The 25,457-nt window shown below is 53.0% G+C and carries 24 protein-coding genes and 1 tRNA gene; 12 read left to right on the top strand and 13 right to left on the bottom strand.

What is annotated here, in order from left to right:
- Positions 1-42 precede the first annotated feature (42 nt).
- The 5 genes from KNP85_RS07485 (at position 43) to KNP85_RS07505 (ending at position 6,792) form a co-directional block, all read left to right on the top strand.
- On the top strand, positions 43-1,149 hold the full coding sequence (locus KNP85_RS07485; protein WP_214714801.1) for an exonuclease SbcCD subunit D: 1,107 nt from the start codon (positions 43-45) through the stop codon (positions 1,147-1,149).
- The gene (locus KNP85_RS07490) at positions 1,146-4,157 is read left to right on the top strand and encodes an AAA family ATPase (protein WP_214714803.1); all 3,012 of its coding nucleotides are present in this window, start codon (positions 1,146-1,148) and stop codon (positions 4,155-4,157) included. The genes KNP85_RS07485 and KNP85_RS07490 overlap by 4 nt, the downstream gene beginning before the upstream one ends.
- 5 nt (positions 4,158-4,162) lie before the next feature.
- A complete protein-coding gene (locus tag KNP85_RS07495; protein ID WP_214714805.1) occupies positions 4,163-4,945 on the top strand; it encodes an AAC(3) family N-acetyltransferase in 783 nt (260 codons plus the stop codon).
- A gap of 40 nt (positions 4,946-4,985) precedes the next feature.
- The gene (locus KNP85_RS07500; protein ID WP_214714807.1) at positions 4,986-5,873 is read left to right on the top strand and encodes an alpha/beta hydrolase; all 888 of its coding nucleotides are present in this window, start codon (positions 4,986-4,988) and stop codon (positions 5,871-5,873) included.
- A gap of 70 nt (positions 5,874-5,943) precedes the next feature.
- Positions 5,944-6,792, top strand: a complete 849-nt coding sequence (locus tag KNP85_RS07505; protein WP_214714809.1) for a sulfite exporter TauE/SafE family protein — start codon at positions 5,944-5,946, stop codon at positions 6,790-6,792.
- A gap of 127 nt (positions 6,793-6,919) precedes the next feature.
- Here the strand turns inward: KNP85_RS07505 and KNP85_RS07510 are convergent, their stop codons facing one another.
- The 3 genes from KNP85_RS07510 to KNP85_RS07520 all read right to left on the bottom strand — a co-directional run bounded on the left by KNP85_RS07510 (position 6,920) and on the right by KNP85_RS07520 (position 9,119).
- The gene (locus KNP85_RS07510) at positions 6,920-7,108 is read right to left on the bottom strand and encodes a hypothetical protein (protein WP_021067555.1); all 189 of its coding nucleotides are present in this window, start codon (positions 7,106-7,108) and stop codon (positions 6,920-6,922) included.
- Between the two features lie 63 nt (positions 7,109-7,171).
- The gene (locus KNP85_RS07515; protein ID WP_214714812.1) at positions 7,172-7,702 is read right to left on the bottom strand and encodes a biotin transporter BioY; all 531 of its coding nucleotides are present in this window, start codon (positions 7,700-7,702) and stop codon (positions 7,172-7,174) included.
- A gap of 220 nt (positions 7,703-7,922) precedes the next feature.
- Positions 7,923-9,119, bottom strand: a complete 1,197-nt coding sequence (locus KNP85_RS07520) for a helix-turn-helix domain-containing protein (protein ID WP_214714814.1) — start codon at positions 9,117-9,119, stop codon at positions 7,923-7,925.
- Between the two features lie 195 nt (positions 9,120-9,314).
- Between KNP85_RS07520 and KNP85_RS07525 the strand changes: the two genes are divergently transcribed.
- Complete coding sequence (locus KNP85_RS07525) at positions 9,315-10,769, top strand: glycoside hydrolase family 1 protein (RefSeq protein ID WP_214714816.1); 1,455 nt, start codon at positions 9,315-9,317, stop codon at positions 10,767-10,769.
- A gap of 68 nt (positions 10,770-10,837) precedes the next feature.
- Here the strand turns inward: KNP85_RS07525 and argH are convergent, their stop codons facing one another.
- The 5 genes from argH to KNP85_RS07550 all read right to left on the bottom strand — a co-directional run bounded on the left by argH (position 10,838) and on the right by KNP85_RS07550 (position 17,000).
- Positions 10,838-12,220 (bottom strand): argininosuccinate lyase, encoded by a 1,383-nt coding sequence (gene argH, locus KNP85_RS07530; RefSeq protein WP_214714818.1) that lies wholly within the window; start codon positions 12,218-12,220, stop codon positions 10,838-10,840.
- On the bottom strand, positions 12,213-13,424 hold the full coding sequence (locus KNP85_RS07535) for an argininosuccinate synthase (protein ID WP_214714819.1): 1,212 nt from the start codon (positions 13,422-13,424) through the stop codon (positions 12,213-12,215). Before KNP85_RS07535 ends, argH begins: the two co-directional genes overlap by 8 nt.
- 126 nt (positions 13,425-13,550) lie before the next feature.
- Positions 13,551-14,705 (bottom strand): CapA family protein, encoded by a 1,155-nt coding sequence (locus tag KNP85_RS07540; protein ID WP_021067549.1) that lies wholly within the window; start codon positions 14,703-14,705, stop codon positions 13,551-13,553.
- Between the two features lie 126 nt (positions 14,706-14,831).
- Positions 14,832-16,319 carry a sodium/proline symporter PutP gene (gene putP, locus KNP85_RS07545; RefSeq protein ID WP_214714821.1) on the bottom strand — a complete coding sequence of 496 codons (1,488 nt, stop codon included), beginning with the start codon at positions 16,317-16,319 and terminating at the stop codon, positions 14,832-14,834.
- A 123-nt stretch (positions 16,320-16,442) separates the two neighbouring features.
- Positions 16,443-17,000 (bottom strand): DNA-3-methyladenine glycosylase I, encoded by a 558-nt coding sequence (locus KNP85_RS07550; protein WP_214714823.1) that lies wholly within the window; start codon positions 16,998-17,000, stop codon positions 16,443-16,445.
- A 101-nt stretch (positions 17,001-17,101) separates the two neighbouring features.
- Between KNP85_RS07550 and KNP85_RS07555 the strand changes: the two genes are divergently transcribed.
- A complete protein-coding gene (locus KNP85_RS07555; protein WP_214714825.1) occupies positions 17,102-17,722 on the top strand; it encodes a DedA family protein in 621 nt (206 codons plus the stop codon).
- A 48-nt stretch (positions 17,723-17,770) separates the two neighbouring features.
- Here the strand turns inward: KNP85_RS07555 and KNP85_RS07560 are convergent, their stop codons facing one another.
- Positions 17,771-18,946 carry a cation:proton antiporter gene (locus KNP85_RS07560; RefSeq protein WP_214714827.1) on the bottom strand — a complete coding sequence of 392 codons (1,176 nt, stop codon included), beginning with the start codon at positions 18,944-18,946 and terminating at the stop codon, positions 17,771-17,773.
- Between the two features lie 40 nt (positions 18,947-18,986).
- Entirely contained in the window at positions 18,987-19,406 is a 420-nt protein-coding gene (locus KNP85_RS07565) for a GNAT family N-acetyltransferase (RefSeq protein WP_214714829.1), read from the bottom strand.
- 126 nt (positions 19,407-19,532) lie between these two features.
- On the opposite strand from KNP85_RS07565, the gene KNP85_RS07570 reads away from it, so the two are divergent.
- The 5 genes from KNP85_RS07570 (at position 19,533) to KNP85_RS07590 (ending at position 24,181) form a co-directional block, all read left to right on the top strand.
- Positions 19,533-20,081: a glycerol-3-phosphate responsive antiterminator gene (locus KNP85_RS07570; protein WP_214714831.1), complete on the top strand. Its 549-nt coding sequence runs from the start codon at positions 19,533-19,535 to the stop codon at positions 20,079-20,081.
- Between the two features lie 49 nt (positions 20,082-20,130).
- The gene (locus KNP85_RS07575; RefSeq protein WP_214714833.1) at positions 20,131-20,835 is read left to right on the top strand and encodes an SDR family NAD(P)-dependent oxidoreductase; all 705 of its coding nucleotides are present in this window, start codon (positions 20,131-20,133) and stop codon (positions 20,833-20,835) included.
- 116 nt (positions 20,836-20,951) lie between these two features.
- Positions 20,952-21,806 (top strand): HD domain-containing protein, encoded by an 855-nt coding sequence (locus KNP85_RS07580; protein WP_214714834.1) that lies wholly within the window; start codon positions 20,952-20,954, stop codon positions 21,804-21,806.
- A gap of 208 nt (positions 21,807-22,014) precedes the next feature.
- Complete coding sequence (locus KNP85_RS07585; protein WP_214714836.1) at positions 22,015-23,016, top strand: sodium:calcium antiporter; 1,002 nt, start codon at positions 22,015-22,017, stop codon at positions 23,014-23,016.
- Positions 23,017-23,119: 103 nt separating this feature from the next.
- Positions 23,120-24,181: a bifunctional glycosyltransferase family 2/GtrA family protein gene (locus KNP85_RS07590; protein ID WP_214714838.1), complete on the top strand. Its 1,062-nt coding sequence runs from the start codon at positions 23,120-23,122 to the stop codon at positions 24,179-24,181.
- 43 nt (positions 24,182-24,224) lie between these two features.
- Here the strand turns inward: KNP85_RS07590 and KNP85_RS07595 are convergent, their stop codons facing one another.
- The 3 genes from KNP85_RS07595 to KNP85_RS07605 form a co-directional block, all read right to left on the bottom strand.
- Positions 24,225-24,791: a 3'-5' exonuclease gene (locus tag KNP85_RS07595; protein ID WP_214714840.1), complete on the bottom strand. Its 567-nt coding sequence runs from the start codon at positions 24,789-24,791 to the stop codon at positions 24,225-24,227.
- A gap of 65 nt (positions 24,792-24,856) precedes the next feature.
- The gene (locus tag KNP85_RS07600; protein WP_021067537.1) at positions 24,857-25,189 is read right to left on the bottom strand and encodes a four-helix bundle copper-binding protein; all 333 of its coding nucleotides are present in this window, start codon (positions 25,187-25,189) and stop codon (positions 24,857-24,859) included.
- Between the two features lie 113 nt (positions 25,190-25,302).
- Positions 25,303-25,375, bottom strand: a tRNA-Ala gene (locus KNP85_RS07605).
- Positions 25,376-25,457: the final 82 nt, after the last annotated feature.

The raw sequence follows: 25,457 nt of genomic DNA on the forward strand, positions 1-25,457 counted from the left end.
TACACCGGAATAATGCTAGAATGGAATCAGAGGTGAAGTCGCATGAAATGGATACATACGGCCGATTGGCATTTAGGTAAAATCGTCCACGGCCGCCATATGACAGAAGAACAACAAATCATTTTATTTGAGTCTTTTTTACACATCGTCGACGAGGAGAAGCCTGATGCCATCGTCGTCGCCGGTGATTTATATGATCGGGCCGTGCCTCCTGTCGAGGCCGTCGATCTGCTCGATGAGATGTGGCGCGCGCTCGTCCTCGAGCGGGGCATCCCCGTGCTCGCCATCGCCGGCAATCATGATTCGGCCGAGCGGCTCCAATACAGCTCCAAACTATTGACGAAAGTCGGTCTCCATATCGTCGGGAAGGTTGACCCGGGCACAGGGCCGATTGTCGTGAACGACATCCCATTTTATTTGATGCCGTTCCTTGAGCCGGCGCGCATCCGTTATGCGTTCGGCGACGAGTCGATTCGGACCCATCATGACGCACTCGCCGCAGTCATCGACTCATACGGGGCGATTGAGGCACGTGCGGTCGCCGTCGGCCACAGTTTCGTCGCCGGTGGACTCGAGACCGATTCCGAACGGCAGCTGTCCGTCGGGACGGCAGGGCAAGTCGCCAAAGGACTATACGCGCCGTTCGGCTATACGGCACTCGGACACTTGCATAACCGTGACGCCATCCGCGACGACCGGGTTGCGTACAGCGGCTCGCTCATGAAATATTCGTTCTCCGAGGCGTCCCATGTGAAATCGGTCGACGTCATCGAATGGGACGGGACATGGACACGCCGTCGGCGCCCGCTAAAAGCGCGACGAGATTTGCGCATTTTGACCGGGACGCTGAACGAGCTACTCGACCCGTCGTTTTATCAAGATGAGGCCGTCGACGACTATTTGAAAATCGTCTTGACCGATGAACGTGCGTTATTCGACCCGATGGCGAAATTACGGACCGTCTATCCGAACATCTTACACCTCGAACTCGAGTTGTTGCGTCGCCAAGACCAGACGTCCCGCTTCGAACGTGAGAAGCTCGAGCGGCAATCGGTCGAGGATGTATATATGGACTTCTTTAAAGCCGTCCACGGCCGCGATGTCGATGCGACGGTGCAACGCTTCTTAAAAGGGGAGGAATCGATTTGAGACCGGAACAATTAACCATCACCGCCTTTGGTCCTTACGCCGAGACGGAACAAATCGATTTTACGCAGCTTGAAGGACGTTCGATGTTCGTCATCAGCGGCCGGACCGGTGCCGGAAAGACGACCATTTTTGACGCGATGACGTTCGCACTCTATGGCCGGGCCAGCGGGGCACTCCGGAACGCCAGCGATTTCCGAAGCCAATATGCGGACCCGGAACGGAAGACTGAAATCGACTTCACGTTCACGATTCGTGATGAACGGTATCGGATCGTTCGTCAGCCGCAACAACCGCATCCGAAAAACAAGACGCCGATTCCGCACGAGGCGGTGCTCTATGAATGGAAAGAAACATGGAAACCGTTGGCAACGAAAGTGAACGACGTCGAACAGACGATTGAATCGTTGTTGCAGCTAAGCTATGAGCAGTTCAGTCAAATCTTGCTGTTGCCGCAGAACCAGTTCCGTCAGCTCCTCGATTCCGATTCGACGAAGAAGCAACAGATTCTGCAATCAATCTTCAAGACGGAGGCGTACCGCGCCTTTCAGGAGGATTGGATCGAACGTTACGGCAAGTACCGCAAACGAGTCGAATGGGCGGTCGAGACGACGCGTTTAAAACTGTTGGAACTCGAAGACGAGTCCGTCGAGGACATGTCGACCCGCAACTTGCCTGAAATCGTGACGTGGCTCGACGCCCGGGAGGAGCGACTCTTGGCGGCGCGGGACACGTTACAGACTCAGCGCCGGACTGGTGAGGAACGACTCGAGACGCTGCGCCGAGAAGTGAATCAGGCGACCGCGCTCGCCGAGTTGATGGATGAGCGGGACGTGCGCGCGACCGCGCTCCAAGCATTCCGCCAAGCGGCACAAGCACGCGAAGAACGCCAGGCGCTCATCTTGCGACTTGAACAAGTGGCGAGCGTCAGCCCGCTCTATCAACGTACCGAAACGGTGCGTCATGATATCGAACGGTTGACCCGTGAACGCGATGTATCCCGTCAACGAGACGAAGGCTACACGAGACAGTTGGAGGAGTTGAAGTCAGAAGCAGAGGCCATCACGACCATGCGCCAGGAGGCAGACCAAGCCACAAGTCGCGTCAATGCGATTGACGAGATGTTGCCCTATGTCGATGAATGGCACCGGGCCACTAGACGTCGGGATGACTTGAAACGCCGGTTGGAGCCGCTCAGTCTGTTCTCAGAAGAAGCGCGTCTCCAGGAGCTCCAAGCGACCGAAGGCGAACTTGCGGCTAAACTGGAACACGCACCGGCCCCAGACCAACTCGTCGAGGCCGAACGACTGTATAGTCAGCTCCAACATCAGGTTCGACTCGAGTCGAAAGTGGCAGAGGTCACGGAACGACTCGGTGCCTGTGAACGCAACGGGAAGGAAGTCCAACGACAATTCACCGCCCAGACGAAACAGGTCGACCAATTCGTCGAGGCCGAGCATGCGCTCATGGCCGACACGCTACGCGAGCATCTCGAAGCGGGGGAACCTTGTCCGGTCTGCGGTTCATTGACCCACGGACACGTCGAGCGAACGGGGACGTCCATCGACCAAGCCGGTCATCGCTCAGCCGTTGAGACACTGAAACGGATTGAGGCCGACCTCCATGAAGCTCGGGCGGATTATCGGGCGCTCAAACGCCAACTCGATGAACTGATCCGTGAACGCGATCTCGCTCGACTTGAGTTGAAGCTCGATGGTGCGGCTGACACTGCGATGCAACACCAAGACGCCCGCATCCGTCAGTTGCGTCAAGAAGCCGAAGAACGACAACGGATGGAGCGTCTCCTGCGGTCGACCACAACCGAATTGAAGCAACTCGAGACGGCGAAGCGTGTGCAGGCTGAAGAACGACAGAAGTTGTTCGAACAGCTCCAAACTGTCCAAGAGAAGCTTCAGTCGATGCGTCAACCGGATGGGACGACGTTAGAGATGTTGCAGACCGAGCGGAATCAGCTCGCGACGCGACTCGCTCACATCGAACGAAACGTGGAGACGTATGAACGTCGGCTTGAAGAATTGAATCGATTGAAGTGGGGGGAAGCGGAGCGACTCCGTCTCCTTGGCGAACAACTCGAGTTCGAACATGCTCGTCTTTCCGAAGCGACGGCTGAACTGGAGGCCGCTTTCGAGAGAATTGAGTTGACTGAAGCTGTGTTCAAGGAGTATCGCTTGCGCGTCGAGCAACTGCCCGAACTACGCGAGCGCCAAGCGACTGAGCTTGAGGAAGGTTTCCGGCTCGAACACGCCGTCAAGGCGCTGAACGAGAAAATCGGGGACCGTCCGCGACCAGACCTTGAACGGCTCCAGGAGAAGTTGCACGAAGAGGGCCGTTCGTTCGAAACGCTGTCCGAACAACTCGTGACGGCGGACGGACAATTGAAACGCCATCGTCACATCGTCGCCGAATGGAACGCGTTACGGGAGAAGACGGATGAGGATCAGCGGAATCTGGAGACGGTCAAATTGATTGCCGACACCGGACGGGGCCTGAATCCGCAAAAATTGACGTTCGAGACGTACGTGCAGACGGCGTTCTTCGATCAAATTCTCCATGCGGCCAACGTCCATCTCGATCAAATGACGAGCGGACAGTTCCAATTAGAGCGAAAAATTGAGACGGCGAAAGGAAATGCCAAGTCCGGTCTCGAATTATTAGTCTTTGACGCCTATACCGGCCAGTCACGCCGGGTCCAAAACTTATCGGGCGGCGAAGGGTTCAAGGCATCGCTCTCGCTCGCCCTCGGATTGGCCGAGGTCGTCCAGCAGTTGAGTGGTGGGGTCAGTCTCGAGACGATGCTGATCGATGAAGGCTTCGGGACGCTCGACGCCGAATCGCTCGATCAAGCGATTGAATTGCTCATGTCGCTGCAATCGAGCGGCCGGCTCGTCGGGGTCATCAGCCACGTCCAAGAATTGAAAGACCGGGTCGACGCCCGGATTGAAGTCAAGAAATCAAGGAGCGGATCAACGATCCAGCTCATCGTGGAGTGAGATCGATGAAACATATGGAAACGAAAACAACGTTAGTGGCCCATCTGCAAGAGGCGGGCATTCGACGAGGGGACGCACTATTCGTCCACACGTCGCTATCAAAACTTGGCTGGGTGTGCGGCGGGCCCCAGACGGTCATCGAGGCGCTCCAAGAAGCGGTCGGACCGGACGGGCTCATCATGATGGCGACCCAGAGCGGGGATAATTCAAATCCCGCTGAATGGGAAGCCCCACCGGTCCCGGTCGAATGGTGGCAGACCATCCGTGATGAGATGCCAGCGTATGACCCGGCGAAAACAGCGACCCGAGGGATGGGGCGTGTCCCAGAGCTGTTCCGCTCGTATCCGGAAGTGTTCCGGAGCGATCACCCGATGTGGTCGGTCGCCGCGTGGGGACGGGACGCCGAACACATCGTGGCTGGACATACGCTCGACGTCGGCTTCGGGCCAGGATCGCCGATTGAACGGATGATTGACCGCGATGCGAAAATATTACATCTCGGTTCGCCGCTCGATGCGACAACGTTATGGCATTATGCCGAATACGGGATTGAGGGTCCGGTGAAGCCGTTCGAATGTGCGTTAGTGGAGAACGGTCAACGGGTGTGGAAGTCGTTCGAGCATACCGACGTCAACAGTGACCCGTTCGGTGCCATTGGCGAGAATATTGTCAAACGGGCCGACGTCAAGACGTTCACGATTCATGAGGCGACATGTTACGTCATCCCGTCTGAGACGTGGGAGCCGGTGCAACATGCGCTCGTCGCCTTACGGAGCTGGCTCCGGTGAGACGGCTGATGCGAACTATACTTAGGAGAGGGGCACTGCGATGAATCGCTGGGTCAAATATATGGGAATCGCCGTCGGGGTGTTGGTTCTCGTCGCGTTTCTTGCCGTCGTGGGCATCTCGGCCCACATCGGGGATCAATTGACGTCACCTGAACGGGAGACGTTGACGTTCACCCCGAAGACGCTAGGCGTCAAGTATGAGAACATCACGATCGAATCAGAGGATCAACAGGATTTATACGGCTGGTGGATCCCGCACCCGACGCCGCGTGCGACGATTGTCTTCGCGCATGGCTACGGGAAGAATCGTGAACAATCCGATTTGCCGCTCAAAGAATTGATTCCGGAATTCCATGAGCAAGGGTATCAGTTTTTGACGTTCGACTTTCGCGGCTCCGGAATTTCAGAAGGGGATCGCGTGACGGTCGGGGCGAAGGAGCAATCTGACCTTGCTGCCGCCATCGATTACGCGAAAGAGCGCTCGGACGGGCCCATCGTCTTATATGGTGTTTCGATGGGTGCCGCGACGGCACTCGCGACGGCTGACGAGACCGATGTCGCCGCCGTCATCGCCGATAGCCCGTTTAGTGACCTCCGCGGCTATCTCGAGACGAATCTGCCGGTATGGAGCGATTTGCCGAACTTCCCGTTCACACCGGTCATCATGACAGTGACGCCTTGGTTTACGGGGCTCGACGCGGATGTGGTCAAACCGATTGACGATATGGCCCAAATCGATGCACCGGTGTTATTGATTCATAGTCAAGGTGACGATGCCATTCCCGTAAGCGAGAGCGAGCAATTGGCCAAAGCCGGCGAGGATGTCGAACTGTGGGTGACCGAGAATGATGGGCACGTGCAGTCGCATCGCTCGTTCCAAACCGAATATCGCCGGACGGTATTCGAATTTTTAGAGCGTGTGTTGTAAGTGAGGGGCGCAACATGCGCTCCTTTTTTGTTATGATTAGTTATGAAAAGGAAAGAAAGAAGGTTTGTTCATGGACGTCACAGCATTACTATCGTTTCTTTTGCTCGGAACGCTCATCGGAATTTTGAGCGGATTCTTCGGCATCGGGGGCGGGATTTTACTCACGCCGCTCTTGCTCGTCTTCGGATACGAGGCGAGCGCGGCCATCGCCCTCAGTCTCATGCTCACGCTCGGGTCGACGACGGCCGGCACGATCTCCCACATCAAATTAAAGAACGTCAATCCGAAACACGCCCTCTTGATTGGCGCGTTCGGGGTCGTCGGGACGTGGGTGGCGACGCCGCTCGTATTTTATCTAGAGACACTCGACGGCGCGAAGCCGGTCATCTCGCTCGCCTATATCGCACTGTTGACGTATTTCGCCGTCTCGTTCTTCCGGTCGAAACAGCACGAAGAGGGTAGCGTCGGTTCGGAGTCGGTCCCACGCCTCGGGTTCATCGGGTTGTTCGGCGGATTCATCTCGTCACTTATGGGTGTCAGCGGTGGGTTCGTATTGACGCCACTTCAAGTTAAGTTACTCAACACCGAGATGAAACGGGCCGTCGGGACGAGTATCGCCGCGGCGTTCCTCATCGTCGTCTCGGGCGTGATCAACTATGCCGTCGCCGGAGCCGATGCGAACTATTGGCACGGCTTGGCGCTCATCGCCGGTGCGATGATTGGTTCACCGATTGGGGCGAAACAGTTGCAGCGGTTCACTTCGCAACTCGTCAAAAAGGCGCTCGGTGGCTTCTATGTCGCCGTCGCCATCAGTGTCGCCCTCAATTTGCTCGGTTATAACGATATCTCGCTCGGACTGCTCGTCGTGCTCGCGCTCTCGTTCATCGTCGCGCTGTTCATCCGACCGCGTTCGAAGTGATCCCAAACCCTCGTCTACGGACGGGGGTTTGTTTGTGGGGATATACTAAGGCTATTCGATCGATGCGACGTACCAAGCATTCTTAACCAGTTCAGCACAGTAAAAAACCCCGTCCGAGGACGAGGTTTTAACGTCTGGCAATATGGTCAATGTTTTCTTGAATCTCTCCGACTTTACTTTTCGCTTCCCGCAGACGTCGTTCGAACGCCTCGATATCGCGCTTCTCGTGCCGCGTCTCGTCTTTCCCGCGTCGTTGTCCTTTCGGAAAGCGATGGGTCGCTTTAGCCAAACGTTTTTTAAACGTCGAATCGCTCATAAGGACACCCCCTTCCATACTATATACGTTCCACCTATACTTTCCGCTGAAACGTTTGAACCTTTAAGAGGCGAGGGTTTTGCGCATTTGAGGGTTGGTGGACACTTTATAAGCGATAGCTGCCGCCAACACTGCTTTGATTAAGTCGCCGATGATGAACGGAATGTTCACTTTGAGCGCATCGATGAACGTCATGCCAAACACGGCTTGCAAGCCAAGACTGCCGAGCAAATAGACAAGACCGAGTCCAAATAAGACGTTGTAGCCGATGAAGGCAGGGAACGAACGATGCCGTTCCGATGACCAGCCAATCAAAAAGGCCGCGATTGGGAAGGCGAGCAAGTATCCGACCGTCGGACCGACGAACGGGGCAAGTCCGCCCGAACCGCTGAGTACTGGAAGGCCGATTAAGCCGAGCAAGAGATAGACGACGACGGCGAGCCCGCCTTTTTTGGCACCTAGGACGGAAGCGACCGTCATGATACCGAGCATTTGTAGGGTAATTGGAACCGGACCGATTGGGATGGCAATCGAACCGATGCTAGCGAGCAGCGCGGCACCGATAGCAATTTGTGTCATATCATGAATTTTCACAATGTAAACTCCTTTTCTGTTAACGTTGACTAAAGTTAGGTTAACATCATCGTAAGAAGTTGGCAAGTACTAAACTAAGTACCTGGTCGTATACAGCTTGAGCCTACAAATTCAGCTTTAGGCAGACACTCCAAACCTCGGCGTATTGAGGATGTTTTTACGCCTACGGACATTTTTAACGTTGAGCGTGAAACTAATTCCATATGTTGGAGATTCAAATTCACATCGTTGGCATGTGCTCGTGTTGCTTGAATTGTTTGGGAGTCGTGCCCGTGTAGGTTTTAAAGACTTTTGTGAAATGGCTCTGGTCGTGGAAATTAAGCCATGTGTAAATTTCAGAAAGAGAGGAATCGGTGTACTTTAACAGTTTTTTGGCTTCCGCTATTTTTTCTCGCAACACATACTCTGTGAACGAAAGCCCGACTTCTTTCTTAAACAGGGACGACAAATAGTTGGGATGAAGATTCACGAATCGAGCGACGTCTTGTAAGGAGATGGCGTCATACAGATGTTTAAAGACGTACGACTGGCATTTGATGATTGGGGCGCTATGTCGAAGCTGTTTTGATTTGTTGACTTGATCCGTGAATTCACATAACGCCTCTTTGGTGTAACGTTGTACAGCTTCAATCGTTCGAAGTTCTTCGGCCCCTTGGATATAGTGATCGCTCATCGTATATGCCGTTTCCGGATGAAGTCCTCCTTCAATCGCATAACGTGTCGCTAACGTGATGGTAGAAATATGGAGGTTTTTTTCATTTCGCAAAGTGCTCTGTTTGGAGAGCACCCCGATTCGTCCATCTCGGTCGGGTGATGCCAGTCGCTGAAGTAACTCTTCCTTCTGACCTTCCTTGACACACCGTAACGTCATCCGTTCCGATTGATACGTCGCGTGGAATGCAATGTCTTGTCTGTTTTTAAACAGCTCTCGTTCATAGGTTTTCGTATCCTCGGTTGTCGTGCGACGCTTGGACGAATCCTCGTCTAGGACGACATCGGACGTAGAGAGTCGTCTCGTAGTCAAAATCGAGGTCGCGAGCACGGCTACATGCAGTAGGTCTTGTCGCGAAAAAACAGGCAAGCCATTCGTAAAACTGTTCGGTTCCACTTCTGCCGAATCCAGACACGGACCGAGAATGAAAAGGCCAATCGGCTGCTCGTTGTCGGTGATGACCAACGTCACGACCTGTTCGTTCGAATTGAGACGACGCCAAACCGGTATGTTAGAAGGCTCATTTAAGAGAGTTAACCGCTCCAGAAGTTGACGTAAAGAAGGGGGAATGAATGATGTTTCTGGATACGCCATCTGTAACGATAATCGGTCATTGTAAAATAACACGGAAAGATGGGTAGTCTGATGCAACAACCGGCACCAATACGTGTAATCCTGATTCGTGTCTCTCTGATTCACATCCATCAAATCATCTCTCCTATCGATTAGGTGTATCTGCAAATTGTATTATAAATCTACTAAAAATGATAAATAAGTACAAAAAAATCCGAATGGGAATGAGTACACTACAAGCAAGCAGAAATGCAAACGGTTACAGGTTCGAACATGGACTGCTAGACCGTATTTAAAAAGTGTTCAATGAAGAGAGGAGTATTACATATGAGTACACATCGATTTCCAGAAGGCTTTTTATGGGGTGGCGCAACGGCGGCCAATCAATTAGAAGGAGCTTACAAAGAAGGAGGGAAAGGTCTATCCATTTTCGATATGGTGACATTCGTCCCTAAAGAAGCGCGTACAGCTGAAATCGAGATGGACGTGAAGAGTGAAGCCGAACTTGAGCGACTGTTAGCGGCTGATGATGGGGCGAATTTCCCAAAACGTCGCGGAATCGATTTTTATCATCGCTATGAAGAAGACATCGCTCTCTTCGCCGAGATGGGTTTTAAGACGTTCCGGATGTCGATTTCATGGCCTCGGATTTTCCCGAACGGGGATGAGCTCGAACCAAACGAAGAAGGGCTAGCGTTTTATGACCGCGTCTTTGATGAGCTGCTCAAGTACGGGATCGAGCCGCTTGTGACATTGTCGCATTATGAATTGCCGCTCACACTCGTCAAAAAATATAACGGCTGGGCGGACCGTCGGCTCGTTGACTTGTTTGTCCATTACGCAGAGACCGTCTTCACTCGTTACAAGGATAAAGTAAAGTATTGGCTGACGTTCAATGAGATTAACGTCTCGACGATGTCACCATACATCGGGAGTGGGATTTTAGTCGATCGCGTCGAGAATGTGGAGGCGACTGTGTACCAAGCGCTTCATCATCAATTCGTGGCGAGTGCTCGTGCCGTACGCGCATGTCATGAGATCATTCCAAATTCGCAAATCGGCTGTATGCTCGCCCGAATGGAAGTGTACCCGGAAACGAGTAATCCAGACGATGTGTTAGCTGCGCTCGAAGAAGATCAAAAGAACTTGTTCTTTACCGACGTGCAAGCGCGCGGATATTATCCGAGCTTCATGTTAAGCTATTTCGACAAACATGATATCTCGATTGAAGTGCTGCCAGGAGATGAAGAGATTTTGTCACACCACACCGTCGACTTCATCTCCTTCAGCTATTATATGTCGATGGTCGCCAGCGGTGCCCCTGAGAAGGCGAAACAAAAAGGAAACTTCTTCAGTGGCATCAAGAATCCTTATTTGGAGGCGTCCGATTGGGGATGGCAGATTGATCCGAAAGGGTTACGCATCACCTTGAAGAAGATGTATGACCGTTATCAGATGCCGTTGTTCATCGTCGAGAATGGATTGGGCGCATACGATGTCGTCGAAGCAGACGGTACAATCAACGATGACTACCGGATCGAATACTTGCGGGCCCATATCGAGCAAATGGGACAAGCGATTGAAGAAGGTGTCGACTTGATCGGGTATACGAGCTGGGGATGCATCGATCTCATCAGCGCAAGTACGTCGGAGATGTCAAAACGTTACGGCTTTATCTATGTCGATCAAGACGACTATGGCAACGGCACGCTCGAGCGAAAGAAGAAAAAGTCATTTGATTGGTATAAGCAAGTGATCACATCGAATGGTGAACAATTGTAATCAACGGAGTCATCAACATGAACAAGCGTCCATTCCTCGCGGAACGGACGCTTGTTTTGATTTATTCGTTACACGTTGGTCGGTAACTTGGCTTTTGCTTCGCTCAATTGCGTACGGACGGAGTCGAACCCTGTTCCGCCGTAGCTGTTGCGACGTTTGACGGCCGTCACCGGAGAGAGTGCCTCGTACACGTCCTGTTCAATCAATCCAGAGTGGGCATGATACGTCTCAATCGGCAGCTCCGCCAAATACAGACGATGATCGATACAGTATCGGACGAGTGTCCCCGTCACTTCATGCGCCTCCCGGAAAGGCATGCCTTTCGCCGTCAAATAGTCGGCGAGCTCGGTTGCGTTCGAAAAATCGCGCTCGGTCGCTTGTTTCATCATGTCCGTGTGGAACGTCATGTCTTGAATCATGCCGGCCATGATGCTGAGGCTCCCTTGAAGCGTCTTGACGGTGTCAAACATGCCTTCCTTGTCTTCTTGCAGGTCTTTGTTATAGGCGAGCGGCAAGCCTTTCATGATGGTCAGCAGCCCCATCAGATTGCCGACGACCCGTCCCGACTTCCCGCGGACGAGTTCGGCCATGTCCGGGTTCTTCTTCTGAGGCATCATGCTCGATCCCGTCGAGAACACGTCAGAGATCGTGATGAACCGATACTCTTCACTGCTCCAAAGAATCAACTCCTCGCAGAACCGTGACAAGTGCATCATGAGGAGCGACGCGTTCGATAAAAATTCCAAGATGAAATCACGGTCGCTGACGGCGTCCAGGCTGTTCGGATACACGTTTGCGAAGCCAAGCAACTCGGCCGAACGGTGGCGGTCGATCGGGAACGTCGTCCCGGCGAGAGCCCCGGCACCGAGTGGGCTCATGTCGATCCGTTTCAAGCTGTCACTGAAACGCTCCTTGTCGCGCTCGAGCATCCAGAAGTAAGCGAGCAAGTGATGGGCGAGCGAGACTGGCTGGGCCCGTTGCAAGTGCGTATAGCCCGGCATAATCGACTCGACGTTTTGAGCGGCGTGGTCATAGAGTGCCGTCTGCACGGCTTCAATCCCTTCGATTGTCTCGAGGACGCGGCGCTTCAAATAGAGGTGCATATCGGTCGCGACCTGATCGTTCCGGCTGCGGGCCGTGTGCATCTTGCCAGCGACCGACCCGATCTCTTCATGCAACAACGCCTCGAGGTTCATATGAATGTCTTCATGGAAGACGTTGAACGTCAATTCGTTCGCTTGTGCCTTCTTGGCTAGCGTCTTCAAACCAGCGACGATTTGCTTGACTTCGTCCGTCGTCAAGATATGTTGCTCCCCGAGCATCGTCACGTGGGCGATGCTCCCTTCGATATCTTCTAACACGAGCTGGGCGTCGAAATGAATCGAGGCCCCGAACTCGTCGACCCATTCACTGGCCGTCTGTTCGAACCGGCCGCCCCATAGTTTACTCATGCACCATCGTTCCTTTCTCTGCGAGCACTTCCGCTTGCACTTTCGTCGGCAGCCCCCAAAGTTTGATGAAGCCGACGGCCGCTTGCTGGTCGAACGTGTCGGCTGACGTGTATGTCGCGAGGTGCTCGTCATAGAGCGAGATCGGTGACTTCCGTCCGTCGACGATGGCCTGTCCTTTGAATAGTTTCATCCGGACCGTACCGGTCACCGTCTGTTGCGTCTCATCGATGAAGGCGAGGAGTGCTTTCGTCAATGGTGAGTACCAGAGACCGTTATAAATCGTCTCTGTCAACTTCTGTTCGACGATCGGTTTAAAATGGGCGACTTCCCGGACGAGTGTGAGCGCCTCGAGCGCCTGGTGTGCGGTGATGAGCGTCATCGCGCCCGGTGCCTCGTACACTTCCCGCGATTTGATGCCGACGACCCGGTTCTCGATATGGTCGATTTTCCCGATGCCGTGGGCCCCGGCGACGATGTTCAACTGCTCAAGAATGGCTGTGAACGTCGCCGCTTGTCCATTGATGGCGACCGGTACACCGGCGTTGAATTCGATTTCGACATAGGTCGGTTCGTTCGGTGTGTCTTCGAGTTGCGCCGTCAATTCATAGGCGCTCGCTGGTGGAGCGGCCCAAGGGTCTTCGAGGATGCCGCATTCGACAGCCCGGCCCCAAATGTTATGGTCGATCGAGAACGGTTCTTCTTGGACGATTGGGATTGGGATACCGTGCTCGGCCGCATAGGCGATCTCTTCTTCCCGCGACCATTTCCACTCCCGGACCGGGGCGATGATTTCAAGCGACGGATCGAGCGCATGGATCGACACTTCGAACCGGACTTGGTCGTTCCCTTTCCCCGTGCATCCGTGAGCGACGGCGATGGCACCTTCGGCTTGTGCGACCTCGACTAGCTTCTTCGAGATGAGCGGGCGCGATAGGGCAGAGACGAGCGGATAGACGCCTTCATACATAGTATGTGCCTGCATCGAGTAACGGGCGAAATCGTTGACGAATTCATCGACCGCATCGATGACGACCGATTTGACGGCCCCGACTTTGAGTGCTTTCTGTTGAATGCGTTCCAAGTCTTTTCCTTCGCCGACGTTCAAACAGCAGGCGATGACGTCATACCCTTGTTCATCCAACCATTTGATTGCGACCGATGTATCAAGTCCACCTGAATAAGCTAATATGAGTTTTTGTTTCATTTCCTTACACCCCTTATACATAATTATTCATCTGTATTTATAAATATACGAATTACTCTAACGTATGCTTCGCCGTAAAGCAACCTTTTTGGCGAAAAAAAAAGAATCACTTGTGAAAGTGATCCTTCATTGGACGATTTCGAGCTCTGGCATCCACTGCGACATATGTTGGCTCGTGGCCTCGAACAGCTCCGGCTTGGCCGACTGTAACGGGACGACCTCGAACGGACCGTCGGCACTTGTGCGGCGGGTGAACGTCGGATAGAACATCGGGTTGGCGAGTTCGAACGTCGTCTCATCCGCCTCGACCGTCTTGACGACATCGATGCCGACGATGCCACCTGTATTCCGGTCGTCCCCTTGTTGTCCGGACAGGAAGTTGCCGAGCGAGTAGGCGACGAACGTCCGATTGCCTTCGGCGCCATCCACCCAGGCGACCGGTTGGAGGACGTGGGGATGGTGGCCGATGATGAGATCGACCCCGAGGTCGGACAGTTGTTGGACGAGCGTCTGTTGCGCCTCGTTCGGGACCGTCTCGTATTCGTTACCGAAATGAAGCGAGACAACCGTGATATCGGCCGCTTGTTCGGCCGCTTCGATTTCAGGGGTCATCGCCTCGAGATCAATGTAATTGACGTGATACGGTTGTTTCGGAACGACTCCATTCGTCCCGTACGTATAGGCGAGAAAGGCAAATGAGATGTCATTCTCGGTCAGCGTCCGAAGCTCGGACTTGTCCGCCTCCGATAAGAATGAACCGGTGTACGGCATGCCGATCTCGTTCCAGTGCGCGATTGAATTCTCGATGGCCGTGACACCCCGGTCGAGCGTATGGTTGTTCGCCGTCGTTACCAAGTCGACGCCAGCGTCTTGGAGCGCATCGCCGACCTCATACGGACTGTTGAAGGCGGGATAACTCGATAAACCGATTTCACTGCCCCCAATCATGCTCTCTTGGTTGGCGATGGCGATGTCGGCCTCGGTCAAAATCGGAGCGATCGGTTCGAAGGCGGCGGTGAAATCATAGCCGTCTCCGCGCTTGGCGGCATTATACACGCTGTCGTGCAATAAGATATCGCCAATCGCATAGAGCGACGTCGTCGTCACGACGGGTTCTGGCTCTTCAGGAACAGGGGCCGGGGCTTCCGCCTCCGCCTCTGTCTCTGGTGCCGGAGTCTCCGTTTGCTCCGTAGACGTCTCGACGTCAGCGGTCGCACAGCCGAACAGAAAGAGGAGGGGCAAGGTCAACATGGCTTGTTTATACGGGATTACTCGTTTCAACGGACGAGTCACTTCCTTTCGTGTGATCCAAACTGGTCTACTCAAGTCATTCGCCATGGAAGAAGAATGTCCTTGTCAGGGCACAAGAAAAAAGTGCCAGGCTATAGTAGCATGGCACTCCGAGTGTTAAATCCGTTCTGTCTTCAAGATGTGTTCCATTTCCTCGAACTCGTTCGTGATCGTCGTGCTCGGTGGCGGTGTCAGCAAACTGACGACATAAATGGCGAGGCTCGACAAGAAGAAGGCAGGAATCATCTCATATAGCTCGCCGAAGGTCCCGAACCAATCGGCAGCAACGTTTTTCCAGACGATGACGATGAACGCACCGGTCAACATCCCGGCCAGCGCGCCTTGACGCGTCGTCCGTTTCCAGAACAGGCTGAACAGGATGAGTGGACCGAACGATGAGCCGAATCCGGCCCAGGCATATCCGACCAAGTTCAAAATCGTGTCATCCGCCCCGAACGCGAGCCAAATCGAAATGAGCGAGACGAGGATGACGGTAATCCGTCCGACCATGACGAGTTCGCGGTCGCCGGCGTCTTTGCGGAAGAACTTCTGATAGAAATCAGTCGTCGCCGCACTCGATGAGACGAGGAGCTGTGACGAGATCGTCGACATGATGGCTGCAAGCAAGGCTGCGAGCAACACGCCGGTGATGAGATCGACGAACAACAAGTCAGATAGATTGATGAATACATTTTCTGGGTTGTCAATCTCAAGCCCGCGCTGGGTGTAGTAGGCGAGTCCGAACAATCCGGTCGCCATGGCCCCGACGACGGTGAACAACATCCACGAGATGCCGATGCGTCGAGCCTTCTTAATGTCTTGCAGCTTCTCGATGGCCATAAAACGGACGATGATATGCGGTTGCCCGAAGTAACCGAGCCCCCAAGCGAAGAGCGAGATGATGCCGATGAGCGATTGACCCGTCAATGGATCGAGCAACGCCTCATCAATATCACCGATCGTCCGAAACGCGGCACTCACCCCGTCAGTCGCCGTGATGGCGATGGCCGGTACGAGGATGAGGGCGAACAACATGATAAGTCCTTGGACGAAGTCGGTCCAACTGACGGCCAAGAAGCCACCGATGAACGTGTACAAGATGATGATCGAAGCCAAAATCAAGACACCCGTCCCAAAGTTGATATCGAAGACCGCTTCGAACAAGCGACCGCCGGCCACGAACCCGCTCGTCGCATAGAGTGTGAAAAAGACGAGTGTGACGGCCGCGGAGAACGTCCGCAACGTCCCGCGTGAATCCTTGAATCGTTTCTCAAAGAAATCTGGAATCGTGATGGCATCCTCGGATAAATATGAGTATGTCCGCAAGCGAGGTGCGACGAGCAACCAGTTCAAGTAAGCGCCGATCGTCAACCCGATGACGATCCATCCGCTCGAGAGTCCCGTCGCGAACATCGCGCCCGGCAATCCCATCAATAGCCAACCACTCATATCGGAGGCACCAGCCGATAAGGCCGCCACGGCCGGACCAAGACCGCGTCCTCCGAGCATATAGTCGCCGATGCTCTCAGTTCGCCGATAGGCGATGACACCGAGTAACACCATGAGCGCCATATACACTGTAATCGAAATCAATACACCGTTCATATAACATCCCCCTCGTTCATAATGAAAACGCTTTCAAACTTTATGGATTGCACCATGAAAAAATTTTGTCACAAAAATGAATGAAGTGCACGATTTTGTTTGAGGATTGACCAAATAATCAAATTATTTGGCGAAGCAAGTTGTGAGGTGGTCATTGACGAGGCCGGTCGCTTGCAGATGGGCATAGATGGTCGTCGGGCCTAAAAATTTGAACCCGCGGCGCTTCAAGTCTTTGCTCACTTGATGGGACAGTTCGGTCGTGGCGGGGATATCGTCAGTTGATGCCCATTCGTTATAAATCACCGAATTGTCGACGAATGACCAAATGTAGGCATCGAACGTCCCGAACTCTTGTTGAATCTCCATGAAACGCTTGGCATTATTGATGGACGCCTCGATTTTACGACGGTTTCGAACCAGGCCTGGATTGGTCATCAATCGTTCCACATCCGTCTCATCGAACGAGGCGACGGTCATGACGTCAAAATCGGCATAGGCGTCTCGATAATGCTCGCGCTTCCGTAAGATGGTGATCCAGCTGAGGCCGGCCTGGGCGCTCTCGAGCGTCAAACACTCGAAATGCTTTCCATCATCATGGACGGGCTTGCCCCATTCTTCATCGTGATAACGAACGTACAACGGGTCAGTGCCGCACCATGGGCAACGTGTAACTTCAGTCATGTCATGTCCTCCATTTCCTTCTAATATTCCATTTTAACATGTTAGTGCGGTTTTTGAGCAGGCGTGACGGGTATAGAAGGAACTATTGGAGGGTGAAGCAAATGAGAGACTGGATGATCCAGGTCATTGAACAGTTCGGTTACTTTGGCATCGCGTTCATGATTTTCATTGAGAACGTGTTCCCGCCGATTCCTTCGGAGGTCGTGCTCTTGTTCGGCGGGTTTTTCGCGGTGAAGACCGATTTGATTGTCCCGCTTGTCATCTTCGCAGCGACGGCAGGCGCCATCTTAGGAGCGGTATTATTGTACGGCATCGGATTGTATTTGGACGTCGAGCAGATTGAGAAGTGGACGAAACGATACGGCAAATGGATTCGGCTCGATATCGCCGACGTGCATCGGGCTGACGCTTGGTTTGATAAATACGGGGGATGGATGGTGTTCTTTGGCCGTTTGATGCCCGTCGTTCGGAGTTTGATTTCAATCCCGGCCGGTATGTCGAACATGCCGTTCTTGAAATTTTTGTTGCTCAGTACGGCGGGGACGGTGATTTGGAATACCATTCTCATCTATATCGGCATCCGCGTCGGCGAGAATTGGGAATCAATTTTAAGCTATTTGGATGTGTACTCGTATGCCATTTACGGTCTGATGGCAGCCGGGCTGGTCGTATTTTTCATTTGGCGCAAAAAGCGGAAGAAGAAACAGGCCTCTTCATTCTAAACAGAAAGGACCGATCTTCGGGAGAAGATCGGTCCTTTCTGTCACGGTTCATTCGTTCGAACCGTTCTTGTTCTCGTCGGGCAAAACTTTTTCTAGTTTTTCTTCCGTCTTGGCCGCTAAAATCTCAGAGAAGCGGAACAAGACGATCCCGATGATGGCCGAGACGAAAATATACAGCCCGACGAACAAGTTGATCGCCCCGTTCGATAAGGCGGTGAAGAGAATCGAGAACTCACCGCGCGGAGCGAGCGAGAAGCCGGCCTCGTTCGCCTGAACCCTTGTCAGGCCATACATGCGGCCGCCGATGCGCCCGACAATCCATTTCGATAGGACACCCCAGACAATGAGAACGAAGAAGAGCGTGTTGACGAAAACGCCTTGATCCAGATTGATTGAGATCCCGAACGAGATGAAGAAGATTGGCAAAAACAAATCACGAACGGGGACCGTCAACCGTTTCAACGGACGGACGTCGTGAATGCCCGCGAGCATGATGCCGGCGATGAACGCCCCGAGAATCTCGGACAGTCCGAATACCATTCCGATTCCGGCGAAAAAGAGAATCAACCCGATCAAGCCAATGCTCGCATCGTCTTGCCGCAGCAGATGTTTGGCAATCTTCGGCTGTTTCTTGACGAAGCGCGATCCGATAAAGAGCAACACGCCGAAGATGAGGAAGCCGGCGAACACTTTCCCGATATCAGACACATGAATCGGTTCGTCCTGGATGATGAACGGGGCGACGGTCAAGATGAGCGGAGCAACCATGTCTTCAAAAATCAGGAGTGCCAAAACGAACTCTTTCACATCTTCATGCTTGTCCGCGTGCCACTCGAGCAGACGTGCCGAAATCGACGAACTCGTCGCAAACAAGACGGCACCGATTAAAAACGATTGTGAGAAGTCGAGTCCGAACAGCATGGCGATTCCGATCGTGACCCCGAAGGCGAGCACGATGTCGAGGACACCTGCCTTCCATACCTGCTTGAGGCGCTTCATCAACTCTCCGAGCGGGAACTTTAACCCGAGTAAAAAGAATAAGAGGATAATCCCGATTTCGCCGGCGATTTTAAAGACCTCGTTTCCATTCCAGAAGAAACCGACGGCGACGCCGATGGCGATAAAAGCGAGAATACTTGGAAAGAATAACCGCTCGATAATGAGGCTGAGCACGGAGATGGCGGCAAGCGCCAGGCCGAGCAAGACGATCATGTTCAGTTCCATACGTCACCCCTTGAATTCGAAAGGTATATTGGTCGACGGGTCAGTCCCGGTTCCATTGGTACTCCATCCCGACCGATTCCGGGCGCGAATAGTCAAACCCGAATTGCCGGTACAATCCATCGGCCGGTATATCCGCAATAAGACTGATGATGGCCGTCTCGTCAGCTTCCTGTAAAATCCAGTCCATCAACTGCGCGACAATCAATTTTCCGAGTCCGAGCCCCTGACATTCCGGGTCGACGACGATATCGACAAGGTGGAACACCATCCCGCCGTCTCCGACGACACGACCCATCCCGACCATGTGTTCATCTTTATACAGGCAGACGCCATATAGCGTGTTGGCCAGTCCTTTCACCGTCCCCGAGTCGGAACGTTTCGGCATTCCGGCTATGACGCGTAGGCGCTGATGCTCCTCCGGTGTCGGTGTCTCGTTCCGTACTTCCACTTCATTGACCATATCGCTACTTCCTCTCTGTGCATAAGTTAAAATTATTTTCCCGCTATATTGAATCAGTAAACCTTGATTTCCGTTGCACGTTATTCAGATAATGGAAGCATGATCGACAGAAAAGGACGTGTCCATATGATAGAAGGTCAAACCATTTTACCCGCGCTCCACGACATGCGGGACCTCGAGAAATTCGTGACGGGACCGTTTCGTGTCGGGGTATTGCTCGAAGTACACGTCGCCCGTCTCGATGCTGTGTTTCAGTTGTTGGCGGCCCATGACAAACATGTCTTCGTCCATCTCGACTTGATTCAAGGGTTGAAGGCGGATGAATATGCGACCGAATATATTTGCCAGACGTATCGTCCGTACGGCATCATCTCGACAAAAGGCAGCGTCATTTTAAAGGCGAAACAAAAACAGGTCAAGACGGTCCAACGTCTATTTTTAATCGATTCAAGCTCGCTCGAGCGCAGTTATCGCCTCATCAAACGGACACAACCGGACTATATTGAAGTGTTGCCGGGTCTCGTCCCGAAGTATATCCGGTCCGTAAGAGCGGAGACGGGAATCCCGGTCTTCGCCGGCGGCTTGATTTCATCGCCTGAAGAAGTCGAGGCCGCTCTCGAGGCGGGTGCGACGGTCGTGACGACGTCTGACCAACGCCTCTGGACAATCGAATAGGACTCGTTTTCATCGAATCGGGGTATGTGACACTGCAGGAGGGATGTATATGAGACAGGTTATGATTATCACGGGCGTCAGCCAAGGGATCGGACATGAGTTGGCACGTCATTTCCGTGACACGTATCACGTCATCGGAGTCGACAAAGGAAACGATCCGCAGCTGGACGAGGTGACGTTTTATGAGATGGATTTGGGGGACCATGAGGCGATCGCTCGCGTGTTCGCCGACATTCAGCGCCAAGTCGGCGTCGCCCACGTGCTGATTAACAACGGTGGCGTCTCGTCACTCGTCAAACCTTTGGCTGAACTTGACGTCGAGACGTTTAAACAAGTGATCGACGTCAACCTCGTCGGAACGTTCGCTTGTGCCAAGGCGTTCTTAACGTTGAACGAGGGGGCGGGATATGGGCGCATCATCAATCTGGCCTCGACGCGCTCCCTTCAAAATGAACCTGATTGGGAAGCGTACGGAGCGTCAAAAGGTGGTATCGTGTCATTGACCCAGTCGATGGCGGTCTCGCTAGCGGAGCGTCCGATCACGGTAAATGCAATCAGTCCGGGCTGGATTCATACGTCGGATGAGCCGCTCCGTGACATCGACCATGCGCAACATCCGTCGGGCCGGGTCGGGAAGCCGGACGATATCGTCCGAGCGGTCGCTTATTTGATTGATGAGCAGAACGATTTCATCAACGGGCATAATCTCGTCGTCGACGGCGGAATGACGAAGAAGATGATTTATGAACCGTGAGTCGCTCAATCGGGACCATTACCCTATATTTTAACGTGCGATATGAGTAGATGGGACTAGACACGGGTAAAGGATGGGAAAGCTCTAGGATCCCATTTATTTAAGGAGGAATCGTCGTGCACCAGCTGATTGAAGAGGCACTCCGATTCGCGGCCGTCCGTCACGATGGACAGTTTCGAAAAGGAACGAATATTCCCTACTTGACCCATCCCGTCGCCGTATCGATGTTGCTCGTCGAAGACCGGCAACCGGTCCCGGTCGTGGCTGCCGGCCTGCTCCATGATTTGCTCGAAGACACGTTGACGACCGCTGAAGAAATTGAGGAACGGTTTGGCAGTGAAGTGAGACGACTTGTTCAGGCTGTATCGGAACCAAACAAGCACTTATCGTGGGAAGAACGAAAACGGATGACGATTCAACACGTGCACACGATGCAGTATGACGAAGTGGCGATTTTGGCGGCAGACAAGTTACATAACCTTCGTTCGATTCGACTCGACGTCGAGTCTGCCGGTAAGCAAATATGGGATCGCTTCAGACGACCCCTCCGCGATCAGTCGTGGTATTATCATGAGCTGCTCCAGGCGTTGACACCGTTCAGACAGACGACGACGCTCATCGAGTCGTTCGAGACCGAGTTGAACTTGTTATTCTATGGTGTCACCGAGGAGCGTTCCGATAAGCTCGAAAAATTGTTCGACGTCATTCAGCACGGGTTTCACGAAGAGGACTGGCTCCAAGAGACATCGACGCTCTGTCAGACGGCCTATGAGTTACATGAGGCGATGCGCGAAGGGTATCGTCACGGCACGGACGTCAATCAACCGGAGCTTGACGCCTTGTCCGCACAATTGAAAGAAGCAGGGCTATGGGAACGTTTACCGCTCCCGATGCTCCAAGCGATTGATGAACTGTCCTACCGGACGGCGATGCCAGTCGATGACGTCGTCGCCCATTTAAGGTTCAATTGATTGTCAAATGACCTTCAATGTGATATATTCGTCGTGAACATAAGAGGGGGAGTAGCGACCACAACCGTGGTCGGTGGGTCGTCATTACGGTGCAATGCACTCGGTCCACCGAGCTTCTTACCAAGTCCGCAAGACCTTTTTATGGATGCTTTTTTGGCGTCCATAAAGAGGTCTTTTTGAATTCATGAAAAAGGGGAGACTTATTCAAATGGTATTTATTTATTTCATCTTGGCCGCAGCCATCACCGTTTACGCTGCCATGAAACTCTCGACTTACGCTGACGTCATCAGTGAGAAGTCGACGATGAGCGGGATGCTCGTCGGGACGGTATTGCTGGCCGGTGCGACATCGCTGCCGGAAGTGACGACGAGCGTCTCGGCCGTCATGATCAACAACCCGGATATCGCCATCGGGAACATGCTCGGATCGAACTTGTTCAACATTTTCATCTTGGCGATGTTCGATCTCTTCTATCGTCAGAAACGCTTGTTCAATGAAGCGAGCCGAGATCATCTCTATACGGCCGGTCTCGGGCTCATGTTGACGCTCGTCACGATGATTGCTCTCATCGTGCGCATCGATTTCACGATTCTCGGCATCGGAATTGACGCCTTGTTGATCGCGGTATTGTATGGGATCGGGATTTACTATATCGGAAAACGCCCGCAACAACCTGCCGTTGAGCGGGAAGCTGCCCACGAGGCGGTTCAAAAAGTCGGTGCCAGTGCGACGAGTTCGATCACGGTCAAACGTGCGATCGTCGGTTTCATCATCGCCGCACTCGTCATCATGGCGGCAGGGACGGCGCTATCTGTGTTAGGTGATCAAATCGCCGTCGTCACCGGCCTCGGTTCAAGCTTTGTCGGCAGTTTCTTGATTGCCGCGACGACTTCGCTTCCAGAGGCGGTATCGGTATTTGTCGCCTTGAAACTCCGTAACGTCAACTTGGCGTTCGGTTCGATTTTAGGAAGTAACGTCTTCAACATGCTCATTATCGCCATGTCAGACGTGTTTTACCGAAACGGCTCGATTTTGGCCGACGTAGCTGCGTCTCACTTGGTGACGGCAATCGGAATCACGATTTTGTCGGTGTTGGTCATGTATACGCTTCTTCGCAAAGATGTGACGTCGAAACTGCGTTACATCTTGCCATCGGCGCTTGTCGTGCTCGTCTACTTCGCTTCGTCTTACTTCATCTTCATCGGTTAATCTGGCACGGTGTCCTCCGAGACACCGTGTTTTTTTGTTTACCGCGGTCCGAGGAATCACTTTTCATCGTCTTGGGTATAGAAGGAGGGAAGGAGGGGTGGCGATGCAAATGCATTCCGTAGAACGTTTAGATGAGTATGTCGTTTTAATCCCAGCCTATAATCCGGATCAAGCGCTCGTCACACTTGTGCGCGAGCTGAAAGAGACGGGATTTGTCCATGTCATCGTCGTGAACGATGGGAGTGTCGAGCCATCCCAAACTGTCTTCGATGAGGTCGGGAAGTGGGTGACGACTGTTCTCGTCCATGAACGGAATCAAGGCAAGGGTGCGGCGTTGAAGACGGGGATTCGTCACGTCGTCGAACGATTCCCCGGTACGCATGGTGTCATCACCGTCGATGCGGACGGACAACATCTGCCGGAGGATGTAAAAAGCTTGTATGAAGCAGGGGTTCAACGGCCGCACCATCTGGTCATGGGATGTCGTGATTTTTCTGGTGCGCATATTCCGTTCCGAAGCCGATTCGGGAACCAGATGACACGTGGTGTCATGCTCGTCGGCAGCGGGCTTCGACTGAAAGACACCCAGACCGGTCTGCGGGCCGTTCCGTTGCGCTATGCGGAACAGTTGCTCGACGTGCCCGGGAACCGCTATGAGTTCGAGATGAACATGTTGACGTTCACGAAACGTTGGCAAGTCCCGATTCAACAGATTCCGATTCAAACCGTGTATGTGGCCGAGAACGCCTCATCCCATTTTCGCCCGGTCATCGACTCGATTCTGATTTATCGCATGTTTTTAGCCTATTCGTTATCCTCGGTCGCCTCATTTTTATTAGATATCGGCGCCTATGCCTTGTTCATCTTTTTATTGAATCCGTGGTTCGAGACGACTCATGTCTTGATTGCGACGGTATTGGCCCGCATCATCTCGTCCTTATTCAATTACGTGGTGAATCGAAAAGTCGTATTCGAGTCGAAAGCGAGACGGGCGATGCCGAAATACTTCGGTCTCGTCGGCTTGCAGATGGCGTTGTCGGCCGGTCTCGTCTATGTATTGTTCCTGTTGTTTCGGGACGGGGAAGTGTGGATTAAAGTGTTTGTCGACAGCCTTTTGTTCGTCGTCAGTTATTATGTCCAAAAAAGATGGATCTTTAAACGGTAACAGGCCAAGACGAGTGTCTTGGCCTGTCTGGCATGCATATGGTTCAATAGGCGAGCTTCCCGATCTTGACCGATGTATAGCGGTGCAGTTCACGCGGGTCATGTATCCCGGTCTTTTGCATCATGTCGCGCATGAGCAATGCGCAGACACGGGCATCTTCAGCCGCATCGTGATGGATGAACGGGACGTTCAAATATTCCGCCATCGTGTTCAGCTTGTGATTCGGCAGTCCAGGATACAGTTTTCTCGACAGCTTGACGGTACAGCCGTACTCGATCGTCGGAAACGTATATAAATCATATTTGGCGATCGCTTTCTTGAAAGCGCCCATATCAAATGAGGCATTGTGCGCCATGACGAGGTCGACATCCCGCAGCGTCGGATAGAGCTGTTCAAGCACCTCGGGTAAGGCTGGAGCGTCCCAGACGTCGCTCGGCCGGATGCCGTGGACGCGGATATTGCCTGCGTCAAAGTCTTCTTCTGGATTGACGAGTAGTTGGTTCGTCTCGATGATTTCACCGTCGACGAGTAGGCTCCAGCCGACAGAGCAGATGCTGCGACTATCGCGGTTGGCCGTCTCGACGTCGATGGCAAGAATTGAATGTGACATAATCGGTCCCTTTCTCATAAAACAAGTATAAAAAAAGTCTAACATATCGTTAGACTAAAAAGCGATTATGCGGCCACGAGGTTGCGACACGCCTCGGCACAGCGGAGACACGCTTCGGAACAACGTTGGCAATGGTCATGCAAATGGCGGCCACATTCGACGGCGCACGTGTCGCACACCTGGGCGCAGAGTGCAGCAATCGGTTTGGTGAAAGCCGAATCGGTCTCGAGCGCGTTCAAGGCGAGCGCACACACTTCCGAACATTCTTTCGTCAGCCGGATACACTCGGCGACCATCAATAAATCCTCTTCTTGTAAACATTTTGAGAAACAGTGATTGCTTGCCCGCATACAGTCGATGACGGCTAAAATGGTCTCTTCGACAGAGGCACGATCCATAGTAAGTCCCCCTTAGAATAATGATGTCTTACAATCATTACCCGCTACCAGGTGACTTAAACCGGGCGGAGACGCAAAAAAGTCACCCCTCAAATGAGTGGTGACTTCCATAATGGAGCATAGCGGGCTCGAACCGCTGACCTCCACGCTGCCAGCGTGGCGCTCTCCCAGCTGAGCTAATGCCCCGTTCGAAAATTATTATATCATCCTAGTAAAACATTTGGCAATGGGTATTTTTAAATTTTTTTGAACAAAGTTTAATCGGGCG

This window comes from Exiguobacterium sp. s194, from assembly GCF_018618275.1.
GTDB classification, from domain to species: Bacteria; Bacillota; Bacilli; order Exiguobacteriales; family Exiguobacteriaceae; genus Exiguobacterium; species Exiguobacterium chiriqhucha.